Raw genomic sequence first — 22,712 nt, 5'->3', positions numbered from 1 at the left:
ATTCATTATACCTATTTTTTTGAACGGCTTGTCACTTGTGGCAGGCCGTTTTTTTATTCCCAAAAATCTCGTCATGAAAATTTACACACAAGAATATTCCTTTAACAGTGATAACCACACTTCCGTAGGACTCTATTTATCATTTAAAAACAGATTCCGGTCCCCTTGCCTGCTTGAAAGCAATGAGTACAGCGACCGAACTGCATCCAAATCCTTTATCGGACTCAATCCGCTGATTGATATTCAAGTTTTTCCGACCGAAATTCGGATCAATGAACCCAATGAAGTATCTATCATTCCGATTGATCAGACCCGGAAAATCACCAATCAAATCCAACCTTTGCTGGAAAAGTATTTGTTCCAAAACCAGCTTGACAACAACGGCTTCCTAAGTTATTTCAGCTTTGAATTTGCTCATTTTGAAGAGCATATTTGTTCATTAGGAACTCCATCTGCTCTTCCTTTGGCCCGATTTACGCTTTTTGAATACCTGATTGTAATAGACCATTTTCATGATCGCGGAAGTATTCTGTTTAATTCAACCGATCAAACTGCAAAGAGCGATCAGGAATTCCTGGAACTCCTTCAATTTAATAAAGCTTCGGATTTGCCATTTGAAGTTCCGGAAAGAGAAAAACCGCTCGTTTCCGAAAGTGATTTCCTGAAATTGGTTCAACGTGCAAAACAACACTTGTACCGGGGAGATGTGTTTCAACTGGTTGTATCCAGATCTTTTGAACAAGCGTTTTTCGGAGATGATTTTCAGGTTTACAGGCAATTACGCCGACTTAATCCTTCTCCCTATCTCTTTTATCTGGATATGGAATCATATCGTTTATTCGGATCTTCGCCGGAGACACAAATTCAGTTAAAGCAAGGAAAAGCGGAAATTCATCCGATCGCCGGCACTGTCCGGAAAACAGGTGATCCAATTACAGACAATGCACTTATCCGGCAATTAATTGATGACGAAAAAGAGAATGCCGAACATACCATGCTGGTAGATTTGGCCCGAAACGATTTAAGCAAGTTCTGTCATTCGGTTAAAATAGAATCCTTCAAGGAAATTCAGCATTTCTCCCATGTGATCCACTTAGTTTCCAAAGTAACTGCTCAAACAGAAGAAGACGCATTGTCCTTATTCAACGGAACTTTTCCTGCCGGCACCCTTTCCGGAACACCCAAACCAAAAGCTTTGGAACTTCTCAATCTCTATGAGAAAAACGAACGCGGATTTTATGGCGGAGCTGTCGGATTCATCCACACCAATGGAAACATGAACCTGGCAATTATTATTCGAAGCGCGTTAAGCAGGAACAATACATTGCGTTACCAGGCTGGGGCCGGAATTGTTCTGGATTCCGTTCCTGAAAGCGAATTAGAAGAAGTGACAAACAAATTAGGTGCAATCCGCTCAGCGATCAAGTGTGCCTCAAAAACAAATTTCCAATGAAAATTGCAGTAATAGACAACTTTGATTCCTTTGTTTTTAACCTCATCAGGTACATCAAAGAAGAACAACACGAAGTCATTGTTCAACGGAACAACCGGATTGATTTTGAAACATTGGAATCCGTTGATGCGATTTTACTTTCCCCGGGACCCGGCATCCCAGCTGAGGCCGGTGAACTTTTGGAGGTAATTAATCGATACCACGGAAGAAAACCCATCTTAGGCATTTGCCTCGGACATCAGGCAATCTCGGTCTATTTTGGAAATCCGTTGATTCCATGTCCGGAACCTGTTCACGGAAAATCTTCTCAAATAATCCTTACAAAGAATTCGGACATTTTCCAAAACCTTCCGCAGAGAATAACTGTCGGGAGATACCACAGCTGGCAAACTCAAATTGCTGCAGAAAGCGAATTGGAAGTTACTGCATTGACTGAAGATGCTGTTGTAATGGCCATTCAGCACAACGTATATCCAACGATCGGAGTTCAATTTCACCCGGAATCGATTTTAACTCCACACGGAAGAAAAATGATCCAAAACTGGTTAAATATATCCTTATGAATTACCTGAAAAAATTAATAAACAACGGCACTTTAAGTCGGGAAGAAGCACGCAGCTGCATGATCCAAATCGGAAAAAAAGAGATTTCAGATGTACAAATCGTCGCAGTGCTGACAAGCATTCAACAACGTGGAGTAAGACTTTCCGAACTGGAAGGATTCCGGGATGCCTTGATCGAACTGGCAAAACCACTGCATCTTCAGACAGAACGAAGCATTGATTGCTGCGGAACGGGAGGTGACGGCAAAAACACATTCAATATTTCTACTTTGACATCCTTCATCCTGGCATCTATGGGCTACAAAGTTGTGAAACATGGAAATTACGGCGTGAGTTCCTTATGCGGTTCATCTACAGTGCTTGAATATTTAGGATACGAATTCTCCTCAAATCCTGAAGAGCTTCAAAGACAACTGGATCGAAACAACATCTGTTTTATTCATGCGCCGCTATTCCATGAAGCTTTGCATCATGTTGCTCCTTTGCGGAAAGCATTGGGAATCGTAACTCTTTTCAACGGTTTAGGACCTTTGGTAAGTCCGCATCATTCTACCAATCAACTGACCGGAACATACTCACTGGAACTTGCGAAACAATACCAGCATATTCTGAAATCTAAACACACTCATTTTGCGGTTCTGCATGGACTTTCGGGATATGATGAGCTCACTTTTATCGGAGGGACAAGGGTTTTAAAAACAACAGGTGATGAATTGATTGAAACCGCTCCCAACAAATTACCCATTAACCCGAATGAGATTTCAGGAGGGAATTCAGTAGCTGAATCGGCACATATCTTCACCTCAATCTTAAGTGGAGCAGGAACAAAAAGTCAGAACACAGTTCTTGCAGGAAATGTAGCACTGGCAATCCAGACTTTTGAGCCCGGATTGGCTTTCGATCATGCGTTTGGTCAGGCATTCGAACACATTCAAAGTGGAAAATCATTTTACACCTTTAAAAAAACCTGTTTATGAAATCAATTCTAGACCAAATAGTAGCAAATAAGTATCGGGAGATTCAACTTTTAAAACAAGCTTCATCCTTATCGAACTACATTCAAAGCCCTCTTTTTAATCGACCTGTGATTTCATTGAAGGAGCGCATCCTGGATCAATTTGGAATTGTGGCGGAAATCAAGCGGAAATCTCCAAGTGCAGGTGAACTATTTCCAAACCCCGACATTCTTTCCCAGGTTGAAAGTTATGAAGTGATAGGGGCTGCAGGAATCTCCGTTTTAACTGATTATTCGTACTTCGGGGGATCTATTGAGGATTTAAAACAAATCCGTCGTAAAACACCCCTGCCGCTTCTCCGTAAAGAATTCATCCTGGATGAATATCAGCTTTTTGAAAGCAAAGCGGCTGGTGCAGATTCGATCTTATTGATAGCTTCCATCCTGGAAAAAGAGCAAGCGCATCACTTAACAATTGTTGCCAAAAGTTTGGAATTGGAGGTCTTGTTTGAAATTCATTCTTTCGAAGAATTGAATAAACTCAATGATGAAATCGATATTTTATTGATCAACAACCGCGATCTGAAAACCCAGGAAACAAATCTGGAAACTTCAGTCAGGCTTGCATCTTACCTGCCTGAAAGCATTCTGAAAATTTCTGCTTCGGGAATCTCAAATTCCGATCAGTTAAATCAATTGCGATCATTGGGATATAACGGAGCTTTAATTGGCGAGAGTCTTCTGAAAGGAAACTTCCAATTCGGATTACCTGAAAAATCTTTTGCTCCATGAAACTGAAAATTTGCGGCTGCAGCTCGGAACAATTCTATAACGGGCTATTTCATCTCCCTGAAGTGGATTATTTCGGATTCATTTTTTATCCCGGTTCTCCGAGGTTTGTTACAGAAACACCAGCCATCGCAGCTAAAAAAGTGGGTGTTTTTGTCAATGCGCACCCGGATTTTATTCTTGAAAAAATAAAAGAGGAATCGCTTGATGTCATTCAATTCCACGGAACAGAATCTGCACGCGACATCCGGGAAATGCAGGTTAAAATCACTAAGTGGAAAGCTTTTGGGATCCGGAATGCTTCAGATTTTCTCCAATGCAAGGCTTATGAAGGAATTGTGGATGCTTTTTTATTTGATACCAAAACCACCTTATTCGGTGGAAGCGGAAAATCCTTTGATTGGGAACTTTTGAACGATTACCAGGGAAATACACCATTCTTTCTAAGTGGCGGAATTTCCATACAGCATGTGAACCGGATAAAGCAATTGAACCATCCGAAATTCATCGGTATCGATGTTAACAGCCGCTTTGAAATCGCTCCGAAACAAAAAAATGTTCCATTAATCCAATCATTCATTCAACAATTGAAACATGAAAACTTCTAAACACATTACTCCTGACGAGCTTGGGTTCTACGGAGAATTCGGCGGAGCATACATTCCCGAATTACTTCGTCCGGCAATCGACGAATTATTGACTTCATTTCGCAGCTTTTGTTTTACAGACGCATTCCGAGCAGAATACCTTGACCTGCTGAAAAATTATGTCGGAAGGCCGACCCCTTTGTATTTTGCCAAAAATTACGCTCAAAAATACGGTGCTAAAATCTACTTCAAACGCGAAGATCTGTGCCATACGGGCGCACATAAGATCAATAACACAATAGGCCAGATTTTACTAGCAAAACACATGGGCAAGACTGAAATAATTGCGGAAACAGGAGCCGGTCAGCATGGAGTAGCCACAGCAACCGTTTGTGCATTAATGGGCTTAAAATGCATTGTTTACATGGGAGAAAAAGATATGGAGCGTCAGGCGCCGAATGTACAACGGATGCAGATGCTGGGAGCAGAAGTAAGACCTGCCACCTGTGGAAGTAAAACACTGAAGGATGCCACTAACGAGGCAATCCGCCACTGGATCAATTTTCCGGATTCTTATTATTTGATTGGTTCGGTAGTCGGACCACATCCCTATCCGCAAATGGTAGCTTATTTTCAATCCGTTATTTCAGAAGAGATCCAAAATCAACTGCATGAAAACGGACTCAAAATCCCACATAAAGTAATTGCCTGTGTAGGAGGCGGCAGTAACGCGGCTGGAGCATTTTATCATTTTTACGACCTGGAAGAAACAGCATTAATAGCTGTGGAGGCTGCCGGAGAGGGACTAAAATCCGGGAAAAGTGCTGCAACTTCTATTTTGGGGTCACCTGGCGTGTTGCATGGAAGCCTGACCCTTTTAATGCAGGATTCAAACGGTCAGGTAGCTGAACCACACAGCATTTCCGCCGGCTTGGATTACCCCGGCATTGGCCCGATGCACGCAAATTCCATTTCAACAGGACGAACTACCTCACTGTCCGTTACCGATCAGGAAGCACTCCATGCAGCTTTGGAATGCTCTCGATTGGAAGGAATTATTCCTGCATTGGAAAGTGCCCATGCATTGGCCGCTTTACCCAAACTACCTTTTCTTAAGGATGAGATTGTAATCGTAAATCTTTCCGGAAGAGGGGACAAAGACATGAACACCTATCAAGAAGCATTTAAAAACTTATGAATCCATTCAAAAAAACGGAAAAATCAGTTAGCATCTTTATAACTGCAGGTTATCCGAATAAGACGAGCCTACCCGAACAAATCCAGTTGCTCCAAGATCAGGGAATTGACTTTTTGGAAATCGGAATTCCCTTTTCAGATCCTATGGCAGACGGGCCGGTTATACAGGAAATCAGTTCCACCGCTTTGAAAAACGGAATGAACTTAAAACTGCTGTTCGAACAGCTTTCAGAAATCAAAGAGCAGATTAAAATTCCACTCGTCCTGATGGGGTATTTGAATCCAATCCTTCAATTCGGGTTGACTGCTTTCCTGGAGAAATGTAAATCCATCGGAGTTTCCGGATTGATCATACCCGACCTTTCCTTTGAACTGGTCCAGCAAAAATACCTGGATTACTTTCGCTCCTTCGACGTTCCGCTCATTTACTTAATCACACCCGCAACGTCTGATTTAAGAATCGCTCAAATAGCACACGCAAGTTCCCGTTCGTTTATCTATTTGGTAGGACAAAACAAAATAACGGGTTCCTCGTATTCATTATCCGTTAATTCGGCTCGTTATTCCGAGATAAAGTCCCTTTGTGGTGAAGTTCCCTTGTTCCTGGGTTTCGGTATTTCCGATGCTTCCCAAAAGCGAGAAGCATTCAGTCATGCGGATGGCGTCATTATAGGATCTGCCTATTTAAAAGCCCTGTCAGAACAGAGGGAAAAAGAATTTCTTGAAAACCTGCTGAGTTAACAACTATTTATCGAATCAACCATTAAATTTGCATCATGAAATCAGAAGCAGTGACATTTGACGCAAAAAAAACAGTTTATCCTATTTTATTTGCGGTTTGTTGCGGTCATTTTCTGAACGATTTAATGCAAGCTGTACTTCCCGCCTCCTATCCCATCTTAAAAGATGCTTACAATTTAAGTTACACACAAATCGGCTTGATCACGTTCGCTTTTCAGATTACCTCTTCTCTGTTGCAACCGGTTGTAGGCATGTTTACGGATAAAAGACCACAACCTTATTCCTTCACCATGGGAATGCTCTTTGCATTTTCCGGATTGATCACTCTTTCTTTCGCCTCGAATTTTGTAACAATTCTTCTTGCCGCCTGTCTAATCGGAATGGGATCTTCCATTTTTCATCCCGAAGCTTCGCGTGTTGCTTATTACGCATCCGGCGGAAGAAGGGGATTCGCACAATCCATTTTTCAGCTGGGTGGAAACGGAGGGAGCGCAGTTGGTCCATTACTGATCGCGTTCATTGCCATTCCATTCGGTCAATATACCATTGCGTTCTTTGCGTTCTTTGCCATTCTCGGCGGATTTATTTTATTCAAGGTCAGTAATTGGTACAAAGGGTATTTAACCCACAGTTCCTTTAAGAAAAATGCCTATAACGAAGAACCCCTGGGTTTATCTCAAACCAGGATCATCCTTTCAATTATTATTTTATTGATCCTGATTTTCTCCAAATATTTCTTTACAGCAAGTATTTCCAACTATTATGTCTTCTACCTGGAAGAGAAATTCGGATTATCCGAGACTGCCAGTCAAATGCATTTATTCCTGTATTTGCTTGCATTTACACTGGGAACCTTGTTTGGAGGTCCTTTGGGAGATCAATTCGGGAGAAAAAAAATCATTTGGTTCTCTATCCTGGGAGCTGCTCCTTTCTCACTGGCACTGCCTTATATTGACAGTTTGTGGTGGACCAGTGCATGCATTGTATGTGCCGGAGCCATTTTAGCATCCGCCTTTTCATCTATTTTGGTTTATGCACAGGAATTATTGCCCGGACGAATCGGAATGGTTTCAGGATTGTTTTATGGATTTGCATTTGGAATGGGTGGATTAGGCTCTGCTATTTTAGGTGGAATTATTGACAAAACGAGTGTAACGTATGTCTATCACCTGTGTTCCTATCTTCCTTTGATCGGGATGGTAACTGTATTTTTGCCAAATATTAAGAAAAGAAGAGCACAGAAATAATTGAAAATGTACAATTGAAAATTGAGAAGTTGTAAAACTCCATTCATATCGAAAAAGTAGATCTCCTTATTTATACGCTAACAGAAGAATCCATTCTTTTCAATTGTCCATTCTCAATTTACGATTTCTTAGCTGGTGTTTGATAAAACTCTTTCAAATAAGCCGGTTCAAAATAGGCCACATCTTCAAACTCCCCGTTCAAAAACTTCCGGTATGAACTTGCTATCTGTCCCCTGGCCGAAGGTTTCAAATCCAGGTCAAAAATGATCCTGCGATCCTTCCACATTTCCTGCACTTTTTGTGCTCCATCCCCGAAACAAACAAAAGGTTCCAGATCTGTGTACGAATTTTCATCCAGAACATCTGCGCTTACCGGTTTTAAAATTTCTGCTTCGAAATTCGTAATCAGCGAGAAAACTTCCATCCTTCTTGCATCAATCATCGGACACAGGTTGGAATCCGGGTAAACAATCCTGGCTACTTCCGCCATTGCCTGTAGTGTATCTGTTGAAATTAACGGAATGGTTAAAGCATAACACAAGCCCTTTGCTGTAGACACTCCAATCCGTAACCCGGTGTAAGAACCTGGTCCGGCTGAAACAGAAACGGCAGATAAATCTCCGGCCGTGATTCCCTGAAGGTCCAGTACCTCTTGAATAAGGATCGTCAATTGCTCCCCATGCGCAAATCCATCATCACTGAATTCCCGGATCTGGGCCAATTCCCCGTCAACGGACAGTGCAACGGAACAAACTTTCGTTGCGGTTTCTATGTGTAAAATGCGTATCATGCTTACTTATGCCAAAACTTCCAGTTTAAATCCAATGCCATGAATGTTGGAAATGGCGATTTTAGGATCCATCGAAAAGTACTTTCTCAATTTGGTAATAAACACATCCATGCTTCTGCCTGCAAAATAATCATCTTGCCCCCAAACTGCAGTTAAGATGTTTTCTCTCGGGACCACTGCATTTTTGAATTTACATAAGATTTTCAGCACCATCGCTTCCTTTTTTGTCAGTGTTTTCTCAAACTCCGGATGTTTCAGGGTAAAATTCTCGGTATCAAATGTGTATGTCCCGATCTGAACTATTTTTTGCTCCGGTTCTTCCTGAATATTGACGCGTTTCAACAGCGCCTTTACCCGAACGGAAAGTTCGTCAAACGAAAATGGTTTGGTCAAATAATCATCTCCTCCTGCGTTGAAACCCGCGATCTTATCTTCTGTCATCGCTTTGGCTGTCAGAAACAGGATTGGAATTTCCTGGTTCATGGTCCGAATTTCCCGTGCCAGGGTAAAACCATCTTTTTTCGGCATCATTACGTCAAAAATGCACATGTGGAACTCATCTTCCGAAAACCGCATGTGACCGTCCATTCCATTGGTACAAAGCACCACCTGGTATCCTTCTGATTTTAACTGGTCCGAAATAACAAATCCCAGGTTGGTATCGTCTTCAACCAATAATATTTTAGCCTTTGGTTTCATTCTAAAATGATTGTTTTTGTGAAGATACTAAGAAATCGTTTCGGAGAAATAATCTTCGGAAAATAGGAACGGAATGGATAAAAAAGATAAGAGCTCAAGACGGGCGTCCTAAGCTCTTATCACACTAATCAACCTAACCTACTACTACTGCCACAAAGATAAGGCATAATCGCATTGGTTTTTCACTTTTCTGAAAGACTTACAAAAAAGGACAAATAAAGGATTTAAAGAATGCTTTAAACGAATACCCATTCCTTCCGTTAAATAATTCACTGATCTGTCAATTACTTCTACATTTGAATCGATTAATCAACATATACGGTCGATAAAATAATTATTACCCGGGTACATTACTAAGTTAAGATTCCAAGAAAGGTGATTTTTTTTGACTAAAAAAGATGCACTTTTTCATGTTGGATGGACAAAATGATTGATGAACGGATTTTTCGGCAATTTCCGGACCAAACTCATTACCTAAAACCCATTTTTACTATTCCGTTTTAGTTTTTGCAATATAATTTCTGAATAATCAGCCTACTCAAAATACTTTCTTACCTTTGAATGGATCTGGAACTCATTCAAAATGGATAAAATTTTAATAGTTGATGACGAAGAAGATATCCGGGAAATACTTGGGTACAACCTAAAGAAAGAAGGTTTCAAAGTGTTTCTTGCAGAGAACGGACAAACCGGAATAAGTCTTTGTAAAGAGGAAAAACCGGACCTGGTCATTCTCGACGTCATGATGCCGGGTATGGACGGAATTGAAGTGTGCGAACAAATCAGGAATACTCCCGGATTGGAAAACGTGCTGATTTGCTTTCTGACTGCCAGGAATGAAGATTACAGTCAGATCGCCGGATTAGATGCCGGAGCTGACGATTACATTTCGAAACCGATCAAACCACGGGTTTTGATCAGCCGTGTCCATGCCTTATTGAGACGAAAAGAGGCTGCTCAGGCAAAACCTTCCGGCACTCCTGACCTGGTTATCAACCGTGAAAAATATTTAGTCATTAAAAACGGTGAAACACTTCATTTGCCCAAGAAAGAGTTCGAATTACTGGCACTTCTAGCTTCCAGACCGGAAGTAGTATTTGAGCGCGATGTAATCCTTGAGCGGGTATGGGGAACAGATATCGTTGTCGGTGATCGCACCATTGATGTGCATGTACGCAAACTTCGGGAAAAGATCGGCGATGACTACATTCAGACCGTTAAGGGAATCGGGTATAAATTTAAAGGATGATAAACTCCGCTGTGCCTATACTCAAGCAACAGCGGAAGCATTCAATTACCTGGATTTTTACAACGTAAATGTTCAAATGTTTCAGCCATTGCTGATTCAAATGTTCAAATTAAAAACATTTTCAATTGATTTTTTTTGAACCCATTTCAACTTTTGAACCTGTTTGAACTACTGATTAAATACCTAATTCAATTTGGAAAATAGCTCCGAACTTACCTGCATCTGTCTTAGCTCTTAAATCACCGGTCAACTGATACAAAAGATTCCCTTGTACCTTCACCCGGTGACCATACAAATATCTGGTAACCCCCAACTGGAATTCCTGGTTCTTTTTCAGATTAACTGAAGTAAAATCCGGGTTATTGTACACCGATGAAAAGGGTGTAACTTCCGCATATCTTAAAGCAATTTCCCAGTTCGATTTAAAGAGGTAGCTCACCTGTTGCAGAAAACCATACCCGGTAAAAACTGGCTGAACACTTAAAGTATCTGAAGTGTAGGTGATCGGATTGGAGCAATTTCGCTGCATGAATTCACTGTAAAGTGCAAAACCTTTGTACTTAAATAACAAGTCCAGTGAGAATGTCTCCATATCTGTTTTTGCAAACAAATCTCTTCCCAACTGACCTCCGGCACGAACCGCATCATCGTTGAAATTGTAAGATGCACCGATGGATAATTTTGGTTTTTGTTCACGGGCCAAATCGCCTTCCTGGTAATCATTTTTATCCGCAAATGCTCCAAAAGGCAATGCTTCAATTCTTCCGGTATAACTCAAACCACTGTTCGAACCACTACTGTTTCTTCCTTCACCGGAAGTGACAGATCCCAAAACGGCAAAGTAATTACGCCTGTAAGCTCCGAAAAAACCAAAGTCGCGGTCCATGTTAAATGTTGCATTTACAATAGAACGATCTGCGAACTGCTGATCACCGGATGAAACAACACGCTGCCTGTTCCCGGGAAGTTTTGTTTGTCCAAAACCAAACTTCAAATCTTTCCATGGTTCGTAATAAACTACCGCATCACGCACAATGTTCACACTCGTATTTACCTGCGATTCCTGGGTCATATCCCAATCCATATCTCCTCGTGAAAATGCCAATTGAATTTTGTACGTCAATTTTGGGCTGTACACGAATCCTTCGAGTTTCAAACGCAGTCTTCTCACTCGAAACTCATAAGAACCGGCTGAAAAATCTTTATCATCTCTTGTCAGGAATGCCGCACGATTTTGCATTCGGAACTGAAGTCGCATAGAAAATAAAGAATCTTTCCCAACGAACTCAATTCCTTTTTGGGGTTTCGTTAAGATTGATAAATCTATCTTTTTCTGAGAAAATAGCGAACTCCCTATTACAAGTCCAGTTAAAAGCAGCAAATATTTCATATCGTATTTTATTTTACGGATGTGTTACTATTAAATTAATCTTCTTTCCTATTTTTTTCGGCAAAACTAATGGCTTCACATTGATTTAATCCCCAAGAAATAATAGTTTAATTTTTTGATAACATTTTTAATATTACCGTAACATTAGAAGTGATTTAAGCAACATTTCAACCTCCAACTCGTTGTTTGATTCCACTTTCCAAGGCAATAGAAGCATGATTCTTAACATTGAGTTAACATTAAAATTGTCTTAAATGGCTCAAATACTGACACTTTATCCGGAATAGTTCATGTTCGCTTCTGAAAACGGCCAACTTTACCATTTCGTTAACATTTGCATTGTACGAAACATCCTCGGGAAACTCCAATTACATTTGCGCCATCAATATTAAGCTTAAACAAAATGGCATCAGGAATTTTAAAGTTTTTCTTACCAAAAGACAAAATATTTTACTCTCTCTTTGAAGAGGCTTCTCAGAACCTGGAAGCAATCGCAGGTAAATTGGTATTATGTGTAAACGAATCCGATTATAATAAAAGAGCTACCATTATTAAAGAGATGGAAGATCTGGAGCATCAAAACGATGATTTGACACACAAGATCTTTGTAGAATTGGGTAGAAATTTCATTACTCCTTTTGATAGAGAAGATATTCACTCATTAGCTACATCATTGGATGATATCGCTGATTACATCTATGCTTCTGCTAAGAAAATCAACTTCTACAAAGTAGATCCGAACGATTCCGGGATTTTGAAAATGGCTGATGCGATTCACGATGCGGTATTAGCAGTAAATGCTGCTGTGAAAGAACTTCGTAACCTGAAGAATACACAGAAAATCGTTGAGTGCGTCATTAAGATCAACTATGTTGAAAATCAGGCAGATGATATTTTTGATTTAAGCATCGAGAAGTTGTTTGATTCAGATATTGACGCAAAAGACTTAATTAAGAAACGTGAGATCTACCAAATTATGGAGGTTGCAACGGACAAGTGTGAAGATGCAGGGAATGTCATCGAATCAATCGTTGTAAAATACGCTTAATATTCATTGGTAAACCAATAAGATATGTTTTCATTATTAATTGCCATCATCATTCTTGCCTTATTATTTGATTTGGTAAATGGTTTTCATGATGCAGCAAACTCCATTGCTACGGTTGTTTCCACGAAAGTATTGACCCCGTTCCAGGCAGTTGTCTGGGCCGCCCTTTTTAACGTAGTGGCTTTCTGGGTATTTGATATGAGTGTTGGAAATACCGTAGCAAAAACAGTAGACAATAGTGCCATTGACTTATACGTTATCCTTTCCGGATTAATCGCCGCAATGATTTGGAACCTCCTGACCTGGTGGCTGGGAATCCCTTCCTCTTCTTCGCATACCTTAATTGGTGGATTTGCGGGGGCCGCAGTCGCGCATGCAGGATTTGACGTCATTGCTTCCACTGAGATCATTAAGGTTACACTCTTCATTTTCCTGGCTCCGTTCATCGGAGGGATTATCGCTTTCGTCATCGCTTTAATTACGGTAAGCCGAAACTTTGCCAAGAAAATGATTTCCATTTTAATTCTTTCAACCATTACTTATTTCATCATGGATTACATGGTTGAATATTTAGATGTAAAGCCGATAATGATGTGGATCGTGATGGGAATGATCATCCTGTTCATCCTTACTTACACGTGGTATCAGTTGGTTCACGGAAAGCGCCAGACCGCTTTGAAAGAATCAAACATGTACAAAAAACTGCAATTACTTTCTTCTGCAGCTTTTTCTTTGGGACATGGTGGTGCCGATTCTCAAAAAGTAATGGGTATTATTTGTGCGGCATTGATGGTATTTGCGAATTCACAGCGCAATGACCAGGGACAAATCGTTGGAGATATTCCTAAAATGTTCCAGATCTCGGAAGTATTCCAGATCGAGTTTGAAGACGCTGATGGTAAAAAAGCGAAATTCAAACCGGAGTATACCAAAAACATTGATTCTCTGAAAATTGAAAAAGAAGATCATATTTTGATCTATACAAAAGGAGAAGATATTTACGACGCGAAAACACACGACGTCATCTTTAAAGGAAAACAGCTGAACAAAGAATACATGGAAGCGGCTATCTTTGATGAGTATGTAGACAAGGACGGAAATTTGCTGAGCGGTCATAAACTGAAAGACAAAGTGAACTCCGAAACGATGCCGGGTTGGATTGCATTTTCCTGTTACTTAATGATTGGTTTAGGAACCATGATGGGAGGTTGGAAAATCGTGAAAACCATGGGAACGAAGATCACCAAAGTAACTCCGTTGGAAGGTGTTTGTGCTGAAACAGCAGGTGCATTGACCCTGTTCACCGTTTCCAACCTGGGAATTCCGGTTTCAACCACGCACACCATTACCGGTTCCATTATCGGAGTTGGGGCTACCAAACGTTTGAGCGCTGTTCGTTGGGGGGTGACCATCAACTTACTTTGGGCATGGATTTTAACGATTCCTGTATCAGGTTTACTGGCGGCCGGAATTTATTACATCACCAAGTTGTTTCACTAAACTTCAGATAATTCACGATAAAACTCTCACTGAAAAGTGAGAGTTTTTTTTGTAACCCACCGGATGAATTATCTTTATAGAACCAAAAAAATACTCTTATGAAAAGATTCTCTGTTTCTATTTTCATTTTTCTTGTAACCATTCTATTCCTCTCGTTTGCAAAACCAAAAAAACCTATTTCAGACCTGGAAGGAATGAAAAATGCAGCAAAAGATGCATTCTCTTACATTCCCCCGGGAAAAACAATCGTGGACGGTGATACGGTTACCTGTCAGGGTTTTTTCATATCCCAAAAAGAGGTTTCCAATCTCAACTACCAGGAATACCTGGATGATTTGAAGAAAACCGGAAAAATGAAGGAATATCGATTGGCTCTCGTTGATTCCGCAAAATGGAACTCGACCTATTTTCAGGGAGAGAAGTATGTGACACATTATTTCAATCATAAAGCGTACAAAAATTATCCGGTAGTCAACATAACACGCCAACAAGCAGAGAAATATTGTGAATGGTTGACTCAAATCTGGCGCGAATACACCAAAAACCAAAGCATCATTGTTCGATTACCCAAAAGAGCAGAATTCCTTCGTGCAGCGAATGGAAGCAGCATGGATCGCCCATATGCCTGGAATTCCCCTTATATCAGAACAGAAAAAGGAAAAATGATGGCCAATTTCCTTCAAATTGACGGAGGCTGTATTTCCAGGGACACCCTTACAGGAAAACTCATACTGGTAACCAATTCCTTTGATTATATTGGAAATGGTGATCTGTACGCGGATGTAACTGCTCCGGTTGAATCCTATTTTCCAAATGAATTCGGTATTTTTCATTTGAATGGCAACGTGTCCGAAATGGTCGCAGAACAAGACATTGCTGTGGGAGGAGACTGGAATTCTCCCGGCTTCGATATCCGGAACCAAAGCATGAAAAAGTTCACAGAAGCTAACCCCATGGTTGGTTTCAGGCCGGTAATGACCTTCTCAGAGAGTTCAAAAAAGTAAAAAGATTTAAATCTTTTTCGCTCTGCGGGCTCGAAAGGTTCAAAATGCTTCCGCTAAAGCTTCAGCATCGGCGCAGGGATCAAAGCCAACAATAGTGTCATTCAAAATTGAACTTTTGAACTTTCCTTGAACTATATTTGTCAAAACACAAAAAATGACACTCAAAGAAACCATTTCAGCCGTGGAAACTTTTCACGATGCATTCAACATTCCAAACAATTATCAGCCAACAGCACAGTTATCTGAAGCAGACATTGTACTTCGCTACAATTTAATGAAAGAAGAAAACGAAGAATACCTGGAAGCTGCCAAAAATGGAGATATTGTCGAAATTGCAGATGCCCTGGGCGATCAATTGTATATTTTGTGCGGAACGATCTTAAAGCATGGACTTCAGGATAAAATTGCGGACGTTTTTGCCGAAATTCAACGCTCGAATATGAGTAAACTGGATGCTGACGGCTTACCGATTTACCGCGAAGATGGTAAAGTATTGAAATCCGAACTGTATTTCAAACCGGATATTCTTTCAGTTTTAGAAAAGTAATGAAGCGATTCAATATCCGTGTTTACGGTATTTGCATCAATGAACGGGATGAAGTACTGCTCTCGGATGAATCGTACCGGGATTTAAGCTTTACCAAGTTTCCGGGCGGCGGTTTGGAATTCGGTGAGGGAACAATCGATTGTTTAAAACGCGAATTCCTGGAGGAATTCAACCTGGAAATTGAAGTTGCCGAACTGTTTTATCTCACCGACTTTTTCCAGGTTTCCGCATTCTCAGAACACGACCAGGTCGTTTCAATTTATTACCTCATCCGGGCAGACCTGGATAAAATAGATTATCTGATCCGGAATCACCTGGGAGCCGAAACGCTCCATTGGGTGAATCTTTCGGAATTAAGTGAAGAATTGCTGACTTTCCCGATCGACAAAGTGGTGACCCGGAGACTAATAAGCGGCAAACGAAGTGGTTTCCCGGACTAAAAAAGTCGATGGAGGAAATGATCAATCGTGTTATTCGTGACCAGCCCTAAAACAAGATGACACCATTTATTTCAGGACGGGACAATCAGAAACAAAAAAAGGACTGCCTTTTCCGGACAGCCCTTTTCCTGATATTTATCTGTTTCTAAAGATCTTAATCAAACACTACGTTGAATTCAACGCGTCTGTTGATTGCCTGACCTTCCGGAGTATCATTTGATGTTTTTGGCTGAGACTCACCGAATCCTTTTGCGTGAATTCGCGCAGAATCAACACCTTTTGAAATCAGGTAAGCAGCTACTACCTGCGCTCTTTCCTGGGAAAGCACCAGGTTTTGATTTTCATCACCTACATTATCTGTATGCCCCAGGATATCCAAACGGTAATCCGGATTTTGTTTCATTACGCGAACCACTTCATCCAAAATTGGAAGAGACGTTTTCAACAAGGTACTTTTTGACGTTTCGAATTGAACTCCTCTAAGTGCTTTCGCCATGACTTCCTGAACAGCTTTTTCAACAACCGGACAACCGTTATTCGAAACCAATCCCGGAGTTTGAGGACATGCATCGTCCCCGTCAGGAACTCCGTCTTTGTCACTGTCAGGACAACCGTTTGCAGAATACACCCCTTTTACATCCGGACAAGCATCGTAAGCATCCGTGATTCCGTCACCGTCCGTATCTTTAATCGCAACACCCTTAGAGTCTACAAAACTGCCTGCCGGTGTGTTTGCTTCCTGGTCAATACTATTCGGAACGCCATCTTTGTCATCATCACGCGCCTGTTCTTTCAATGCTGCAAGTTCAGCTTTCATCCGATCCAATTCTTTTGAGTCGGGACCAGCGGCCCCATAAATAGTAGGAGTCCAGTCTGCATGTGTTTTATTTTTACCCAGGTAGTAAGAAACCCCGATGCTCAGGTTGAGCATATACCCATCAATCGAACCCTTTTTGTTTGCTCTTTGCATGTCAAACGTATTATTCTGACGTGCGTGAAATATGAATGAAAGATCACCGTTCAGGGACCATCTTTCATTCAATTTAACCTGCGGAGTTGCACCGAACGTAAAATTGATCATTCCATCAGCGCGCTTAGACAAGGATTCTGTATTGGCAATTCTTGGGTTATTATCAGACCACAAACTTGAGAATCCGAAACCTCCATGAACCAAAAGCCCGATGCGCGGCATTACCTGCGGGAAATGAAGCATATCCCCGGCATTTACAACACCTTCAAGCGATGTTCTGAAGTAATAACTGTTGAATGGTTTATTAATGAAATCGAGAAAATCGTAATTCACTCCCAATGTGATACCGGCGCGGTTTGTAAACATGTACCGTGTGTTAATCCCATAATGATGAATTTGATAAAGACGGGTAGTCGCCCTGGACGGGGCCATGCCATCATGGGCACCAATTGATAAACCCAGTGACCATTTGTTCATGCTTTTCACATCGTTTTGAGCATTCAATGCAAATGGTAGACAAATGAATAGTAAATGATAAATTTTCATGGTACAGGATATTTTTCTTTATTTTTTGGTTGCAAATATACTCAAAGAAGACACTAATATCTTCTTTGAAATAATCAAATTCATGAAAGGTTTACGCTGTAGCCACGTCAAATATCTGAAAAATAATTGATTGCACAAAATTAATAGAACGAAATAGCAGATTATTAGTTTTACCTTATTTTTCAAGGTATAAATCGTAACTTGTCTCAGCGTTTTTGACAAACTTTAACATCAACGTTAATTTACTGATTACAAACCGATTCAGCAATGTAAAAAAACATACGGAGCATTTTTTTAACAAACCCCTTGAAAAAGAGGTATATTTGCAGCGGCCAAATTAGGTTGTTTGACCGTAAAATTGGTCTGAGGATCTTTCCTGTTTTAAATCCGCTCTTTAATACAAATAGCAAGCTGAACAACTGGTTTATAAATGGAATGAGCGATAGAGATGAGGAGTTAAACTAAGAGGATGAGCAAAAAAGTATTAGTAATTTTCGGTACACGACCAGAAGCTATAAAAATGGCACCATTGATTCACGAACTTAAATCATCCGGTTCCCATTTTGAAGTACGTATTTGTGTCACAGCACAGCACCGGGAAATGCTTGATCAGGTGATGTCTTTTTTGAAATAGAATCAATAAATTAAAGACGCAAAAAAAACAGTTGATAAAACTGAATTAATGTGATGTTGAAAAATGATGCACCAAAAAATTCAAAATAAGAGGGTATTAGTTACGGGAGGAGCCGGATTCATCGGGTCTAATCTATGTGAAGACTTGTTAAAGTTTAATAATAAAGTGGTTTGTCTGGATAACTTCTCAACAGGCTACAGAAAAAACATTATCCCTTTTTTATCTAACCCTGATTTTCACCTTATAGACGGAGACATCCGCAATCCTGTTGATTGCCAAGCAGCCGTAACAGATGTTGATATCGTTTTACATCAGGCGGCCTTAGGATCAGTTCCAAGGTCGTTGGATGATCCGGCGACAACCAATGAGGTAAATATTACCGGATTTCTGAATATACTTATTGCTGCCAGAGATGCAGGAGTAAAACGCTTTATATATGCTGCCAGTTCTTCTACATATGGTGATTCTGAGGATTTACCAAAAGTGGAAAATCTCATTGGAAAACCACTATCTCCGTATGCAGTAACCAAATACGTTAATGAATTGTATGCTTACGTCTTTGGATTAAGTTATGGGATGGAGACAATAGGATTGCGTTATTTTAATGTGTACGGTCGTCGTCAGGATCCTGATGGAGCCTATGCGGCGGTTATTCCAAAATTCATTCAGCAGTTTATGAGGTATGAATCACCAATCATTAATGGAGACGGTTCATTTACTCGTGATTTTACCTATATTGATAACGTCATTCAAATGAATCATTTGGCAGCTACTACTAATAATCAAGGCGCGATAGGACAAGTTTTTAATACTGCGGTTGGAGAGCGGACTACATTATTGGAAGTAACGCAACTTATACAACGCTATCTGAGTGAATTTGATCCTAGAATTATGGAAGTAGAAATCCTTCACGGTCCCAATCGCGCAGGGGACATCCCTCATTCTCTGGCTAGCGTGAATAAAGCAAAAGAGCTGCTTGGATATGAGCCCAGCCACTATCTGGCCGCAGGATTAAAGGAAAGTTTGAGCTGGTATTTTAATTAGATCAACCTTGTACTCGGTTTACTGTATTTAGGAGCAGCCTTCACTGTAGTTTCCTGGCGACCGGATTGATGGATATTACTTGTGTTATCGCGTTAAGTATCATTCTAAAAGCATCTGCACTTACGAATCCCCTGCGCTAAATACTGATTTTTTAAAAATATAAGTATCTTTGTCCTTACTGGAACTCATGCTATAACTAATCTGTAGGACTTTTTGCTAAGCGTAACTCTGAATGGAGTTTTATTAAATCAGTTTAATGGAAAAAATTGCATTAATTACCGGAATTACCGGACAGGATGGTTCTTTTCTGGCAGAATTCCTTATAGAAAAAGGATATGAGGTTCACGGAATTATTCGCAGAGCATCCTATTTTAATACCAGTAGGATTGAACATTTGTATTTTGACGAATGGATACGCGATGTACACCAACAACGTAAAATAGAATTGCATTATGGAGATATGACCGATTCCAGTTCTTTGATACGGATCATCCAACTTGTTCAACCAACTGAAATTTACAACCTGGCGGCACAAAGCCATGTAAAAGTTTCTTTTGAAGTTCCTGAGTACACAGCTGATTCTGATGCAGTAGGAACACTTCGAATCCTTGAGGCTGTCCGTATTCTTGGGATGGAAAAAACCTGCAGGATTTATCAGGCCTCCACTTCTGAATTATACGGTAAGGTACAAGAGGTACCGCAATCCGAAACAACACCATTTTATCCACGTTCTCCATACGGTGTTGCAAAGCAATACGGATTTTGGATTACCAAGAATTATCGGGAGTCGTATGGAATGTTTGCAGTAAATGGAATTTTATTCAATCATGAAAGCGAACGCAGAGGTGAAACCTTTGTTACAAGAAAGATTACATTAGGTGCTAGCAGAATTTCGCATGGGTTGCAGAAGAAACTTTACATGGGTAATCTGGATGCTCAAAGAGATTGGGGGTATGCCAAAGATTACGTAGAGTGTATGTGGATGATGCTTCAATACAGCGAACCGGAAGATTTTGTAATTGCTACCGGACAAATGCATACCGTCCGAAGTTTCTGTGAATTGGCTTTCAAGGAGGCCGGAATTACTATTCGCTGGGAAGGTTCAGGTGTTGAAGAAAAAGGAATTAATGATAAAACAGGTGACGTAATTATTGAAATCGATCCAAAATATTTCCGTCCTGCAGAGGTCGATCAACTTTTGGGAAATCCCGCAAAAGCAAAAACACTTCTTGGTTGGAATCCAAATCAAACAAGCTTAAATGAATTAGTGAAAATCATGATGAAGCATGACTTGGAGTTTGTAAAGAAATTGCACGAGGCAAAAATTGAAATCGAATAAACACATTTCAATGTCAGCAAAAGATAAAAAAATATATATAGCCGGCCATCGGGGAATGGTAGGATCTGCAATTTTCAGAGCTCTTGAAAAATTAGGTTATTCTAATTTGATTGGGAAATCATCAATCGAATTGGAGCTCAAATCTCAAAAGGATGTGGAACAATTCTTTCAAGTAGAAAAACCTGATATCGTAATTGATGCTGCTGCCAGAGTGGGCGGAATTTTGGCAAACAATAACTACCCCTATCCATTTTTAATGGAAAACCTTCAGATCCAGAACAATTTGATTGATGCCGCCCACAAACACAACATTGAAAAATTTATTTTCCTTGGAAGCTCATGCATTTATCCCAAATTGGCTGAACAACCTTTAAAGGAAGAATCATTACTGACAGGCCCTCTTGAACCAACCAACGAATGGTATGCTATTGCAAAAATTGCCGGTGTAAAAGCCTGTGAAGCTATTCGAAAACAATTTGGAAAAGATTTTGTCAGTTTGATGCCTACCAATCTATATGGCCCTAATGACAATTTTGATTTAAATACATCTCATGTTCTTCCTGCCATGATCAGAAAGTTTCACGATGCAAAAATGAACGACCATGCTCCTGTAACACTTTGGGGTTCAGGCACACCCATGCGCGAGTTTCTGCACGTAGATGATCTTGCACAAGCCGTGGTTTTTGTTTTGGAAAACAGGATGGAAAACCATTTGTACAATGTTGGAACGGGAACTGATCTGACAATAAAAGAATTGGCAGAGTTGATTCAACATACTGTCGGACATAATGGAAACATTATTTGGGATTCATCCAAACCGGATGGAACGCCGAGGAAATTGATGGATGTTACGAAACTGAGAGAAGCGGGTTGGGAAGCGAAAATATCTCTGGAGTCAGGTATTTTAGAAACCTATCAATGGTTTGTAAAAAACATAAGCAAACTGAAAGAAATAAAAATCAGTTAATAAACTGGTGATAATGTGAAGAGGAACAATGTATCAGAAAATACAAAATAAAAATGTACTAGTCACTGGAGGAGCTGGCTTTATCGGTTCGAATCTATGTGAAGATCTTTTAAAGGTTAATAATAAGGTGATCTGTCTTGATAATTTTTCGACAGGTCACCGAAAAAATATTATACCTTTTTTATCTGATCCAAATTTTCATCTTATTGATGGTGATATACGTAATATTGCTGATTGCCATACAGCCGTAAAAAACGTTGACATTGTGTTGCACCAAGCAGCTCTGGGTTCTGTACCTAGGTCCTTAAATGACCCGATGGCAACAAATGAAGTGAACATTACCGGTTTTTTGAATATGCTCATAGCTGCAAGAGACGCAAAAGTCAAACGGTTTGTTTATGCTGCAAGCTCATCTACTTATGGCGATTCTGAAAGTTTACCGAAAGTAGAAGAAGTTATTGGTAAGCCACTTTCCCCATATGCTGTGACTAAATATGTAAACGAATTATATGCTCATGTATTCGGACTTAATTACGGTTTAGAAGTTATTGGACTAAGATATTTTAATGTATTTGGCCGGAAGCAATCACCAAACGGAGCTTATGCTGCAGTCATTCCGAAGTTCATTGATAAATTCAGATCGTATGAGTCTCCGGTAATTAATGGTGATGGTTCATATTCCCGTGACTTTACATACATTGATAATGTAATTCAAATGAATCATTTGGCTGGAACGACTGAAAATAAAAATGCCATTGGCCAGGTATTTAATACTGCTGTTGGAGACAGAACAACATTGATCGAATTAACACAGTTATTAAAAAAATATCTTAGCCAATATGACTCTGCTATTGCAAATGTTGAAATTCAGTATGGTCCAAATAGAGATGGGGACATTCCCCACTCGCTGGCAAGTATTGAAAAAGCTGTGACTATGTTGGGTTATATTCCCGAAGTTAAGCTGGAGGATGGAATCAAGAAAACGGTAAGTTGGTATACGGAAAATTGAATGT

22 protein-coding genes and 1 pseudogene are annotated in these 22,712 nt (G+C 40.2%); 19 read left to right on the top strand and 4 right to left on the bottom strand.

What is annotated here, in order from left to right; translation table 11 throughout:
• The first annotated feature begins 73 nt into the window (after positions 1–73).
• Genes FO442_RS08760 through FO442_RS08725 form a run of 8 tightly spaced genes read left to right on the top strand, consistent with a single transcriptional unit; the run spans position 74 to position 7,532 of the window.
• Positions 74–1,453, top strand: a complete 1,380-nt coding sequence (locus FO442_RS08760; RefSeq protein ID WP_144332782.1) for an anthranilate synthase component I family protein — start codon at positions 74–76, stop codon at positions 1,451–1,453.
• Positions 1,450–2,016, top strand: coding sequence for an anthranilate synthase component II (locus FO442_RS08755; RefSeq protein ID WP_144332781.1), 567 nt, complete (start codon positions 1,450–1,452; stop codon positions 2,014–2,016). The genes FO442_RS08760 and FO442_RS08755 overlap by 4 nt, the downstream gene beginning before the upstream one ends.
• Positions 2,013–2,993, top strand: a complete 981-nt coding sequence (trpD, locus tag FO442_RS08750; RefSeq protein WP_144332780.1) for an anthranilate phosphoribosyltransferase — start codon at positions 2,013–2,015, stop codon at positions 2,991–2,993. The genes FO442_RS08755 and trpD overlap by 4 nt, the downstream gene beginning before the upstream one ends.
• A complete protein-coding gene (locus tag FO442_RS08745) occupies positions 2,990–3,763 on the top strand; it encodes an indole-3-glycerol phosphate synthase TrpC (protein ID WP_144332779.1) in 774 nt (257 codons plus the stop codon). Before trpD ends, FO442_RS08745 begins: the two co-directional genes overlap by 4 nt.
• Positions 3,760–4,368 (top strand): phosphoribosylanthranilate isomerase, encoded by a 609-nt coding sequence (locus FO442_RS08740; RefSeq protein ID WP_144332778.1) that lies wholly within the window; start codon positions 3,760–3,762, stop codon positions 4,366–4,368. Before FO442_RS08745 ends, FO442_RS08740 begins: the two co-directional genes overlap by 4 nt.
• On the top strand, positions 4,355–5,545 hold the full coding sequence (trpB, locus tag FO442_RS08735) for a tryptophan synthase subunit beta (RefSeq protein WP_144332777.1): 1,191 nt from the start codon (positions 4,355–4,357) through the stop codon (positions 5,543–5,545). Before FO442_RS08740 ends, trpB begins: the two co-directional genes overlap by 14 nt.
• Positions 5,542–6,285, top strand: coding sequence for a tryptophan synthase subunit alpha (gene trpA / locus FO442_RS08730; protein WP_144332776.1), 744 nt, complete (start codon positions 5,542–5,544; stop codon positions 6,283–6,285). Before trpB ends, trpA begins: the two co-directional genes overlap by 4 nt.
• 35 nt (positions 6,286–6,320) lie before the next feature.
• A complete protein-coding gene (locus FO442_RS08725; protein ID WP_144332775.1) occupies positions 6,321–7,532 on the top strand; it encodes an MFS transporter in 1,212 nt (403 codons plus the stop codon).
• Between the two features lie 118 nt (positions 7,533–7,650).
• Here FO442_RS08725 and tsaB read toward each other — a convergent pair whose 3' ends face one another.
• Together tsaB and FO442_RS08715 are read right to left on the bottom strand one after the other, a co-directional pair.
• Positions 7,651–8,322 carry a tRNA (adenosine(37)-N6)-threonylcarbamoyltransferase complex dimerization subunit type 1 TsaB gene (tsaB, locus tag FO442_RS08720; protein WP_144332774.1) on the bottom strand — a complete coding sequence of 224 codons (672 nt, stop codon included), beginning with the start codon at positions 8,320–8,322 and terminating at the stop codon, positions 7,651–7,653.
• A 6-nt stretch (positions 8,323–8,328) separates the two neighbouring features.
• Positions 8,329–9,021, bottom strand: a complete 693-nt coding sequence (locus FO442_RS08715) for a response regulator transcription factor (protein WP_144332773.1) — start codon at positions 9,019–9,021, stop codon at positions 8,329–8,331.
• A 583-nt stretch (positions 9,022–9,604) separates the two neighbouring features.
• Between FO442_RS08715 and FO442_RS08710 the strand changes: the two genes are divergently transcribed.
• Entirely contained in the window at positions 9,605–10,270 is a 666-nt protein-coding gene (locus tag FO442_RS08710; protein WP_144332772.1) for a response regulator transcription factor, read from the top strand.
• Positions 10,271–10,445: 175 nt separating this feature from the next.
• Here the strand turns inward: FO442_RS08710 and FO442_RS08705 are convergent, their stop codons facing one another.
• Positions 10,446–11,510 (bottom strand): porin, encoded by a 1,065-nt coding sequence (locus FO442_RS08705; protein ID WP_186279996.1) that lies wholly within the window; start codon positions 11,508–11,510, stop codon positions 10,446–10,448.
• Between the two features lie 553 nt (positions 11,511–12,063).
• On the opposite strand from FO442_RS08705, the gene FO442_RS08700 reads away from it, so the two are divergent.
• From FO442_RS08700 to FO442_RS08680, 5 genes are all read left to right on the top strand, one after another.
• Positions 12,064–12,708 carry a DUF47 domain-containing protein gene (locus FO442_RS08700; RefSeq protein WP_144332770.1) on the top strand — a complete coding sequence of 215 codons (645 nt, stop codon included), beginning with the start codon at positions 12,064–12,066 and terminating at the stop codon, positions 12,706–12,708.
• A gap of 24 nt (positions 12,709–12,732) precedes the next feature.
• On the top strand, positions 12,733–14,208 hold the full coding sequence (locus FO442_RS08695; RefSeq protein WP_144332769.1) for an inorganic phosphate transporter: 1,476 nt from the start codon (positions 12,733–12,735) through the stop codon (positions 14,206–14,208).
• A gap of 98 nt (positions 14,209–14,306) precedes the next feature.
• Positions 14,307–15,212, top strand: a complete 906-nt coding sequence (locus FO442_RS08690; RefSeq protein WP_144332768.1) for a formylglycine-generating enzyme family protein — start codon at positions 14,307–14,309, stop codon at positions 15,210–15,212.
• 154 nt (positions 15,213–15,366) lie between these two features.
• Positions 15,367–15,759, top strand: a complete 393-nt coding sequence (locus FO442_RS08685; RefSeq protein WP_144332767.1) for a pyrophosphohydrolase domain-containing protein — start codon at positions 15,367–15,369, stop codon at positions 15,757–15,759.
• Positions 15,759–16,199: an NUDIX domain-containing protein gene (locus FO442_RS08680; RefSeq protein WP_144332766.1), complete on the top strand. Its 441-nt coding sequence runs from the start codon at positions 15,759–15,761 to the stop codon at positions 16,197–16,199. Before FO442_RS08685 ends, FO442_RS08680 begins: the two co-directional genes overlap by 1 nt.
• Before the next feature lie 154 nt (positions 16,200–16,353).
• Here FO442_RS08680 and FO442_RS08675 read toward each other — a convergent pair whose 3' ends face one another.
• The gene (locus FO442_RS08675) at positions 16,354–17,715 is read right to left on the bottom strand and encodes an OmpA family protein (RefSeq protein WP_144332765.1); all 1,362 of its coding nucleotides are present in this window, start codon (positions 17,713–17,715) and stop codon (positions 16,354–16,356) included.
• Between the two features lie 469 nt (positions 17,716–18,184).
• On the opposite strand from FO442_RS08675, the pseudogene FO442_RS08670 reads away from it, so the two are divergent.
• The 5 genes and pseudogenes from FO442_RS08670 to FO442_RS08650 all read left to right on the top strand — a co-directional run.
• Positions 18,185–18,340 (top strand): annotated as a pseudogene (locus FO442_RS08670) (non-hydrolyzing UDP-N-acetylglucosamine 2-epimerase); the annotation flags it as partial.
• A gap of 72 nt (positions 18,341–18,412) precedes the next feature.
• On the top strand, positions 18,413–19,393 hold the full coding sequence (locus FO442_RS08665) for an SDR family oxidoreductase (protein ID WP_144332764.1): 981 nt from the start codon (positions 18,413–18,415) through the stop codon (positions 19,391–19,393).
• A gap of 256 nt (positions 19,394–19,649) precedes the next feature.
• Positions 19,650–20,732 carry a GDP-mannose 4,6-dehydratase gene (gmd, locus tag FO442_RS08660; RefSeq protein WP_144332763.1) on the top strand — a complete coding sequence of 361 codons (1,083 nt, stop codon included), beginning with the start codon at positions 19,650–19,652 and terminating at the stop codon, positions 20,730–20,732.
• Between the two features lie 10 nt (positions 20,733–20,742).
• A complete protein-coding gene (locus FO442_RS08655) occupies positions 20,743–21,699 on the top strand; it encodes a GDP-L-fucose synthase family protein (protein WP_144332762.1) in 957 nt (318 codons plus the stop codon).
• A gap of 28 nt (positions 21,700–21,727) precedes the next feature.
• Positions 21,728–22,708, top strand: a complete 981-nt coding sequence (locus FO442_RS08650; RefSeq protein ID WP_144332761.1) for an SDR family oxidoreductase — start codon at positions 21,728–21,730, stop codon at positions 22,706–22,708.
• Positions 22,709–22,712 lie beyond the last annotated feature (4 nt).

The sequence above is a fragment of the Fluviicola chungangensis genome (assembly GCF_007558725.1).
Taxonomy (GTDB): domain Bacteria; phylum Bacteroidota; class Bacteroidia; order Flavobacteriales_D; family Crocinitomicaceae; genus Fluviicola; species Fluviicola chungangensis.
Note: the sequence above shows the minus strand (reverse complement) of the source record. Positions and strands in the feature narration are given on the sequence as shown.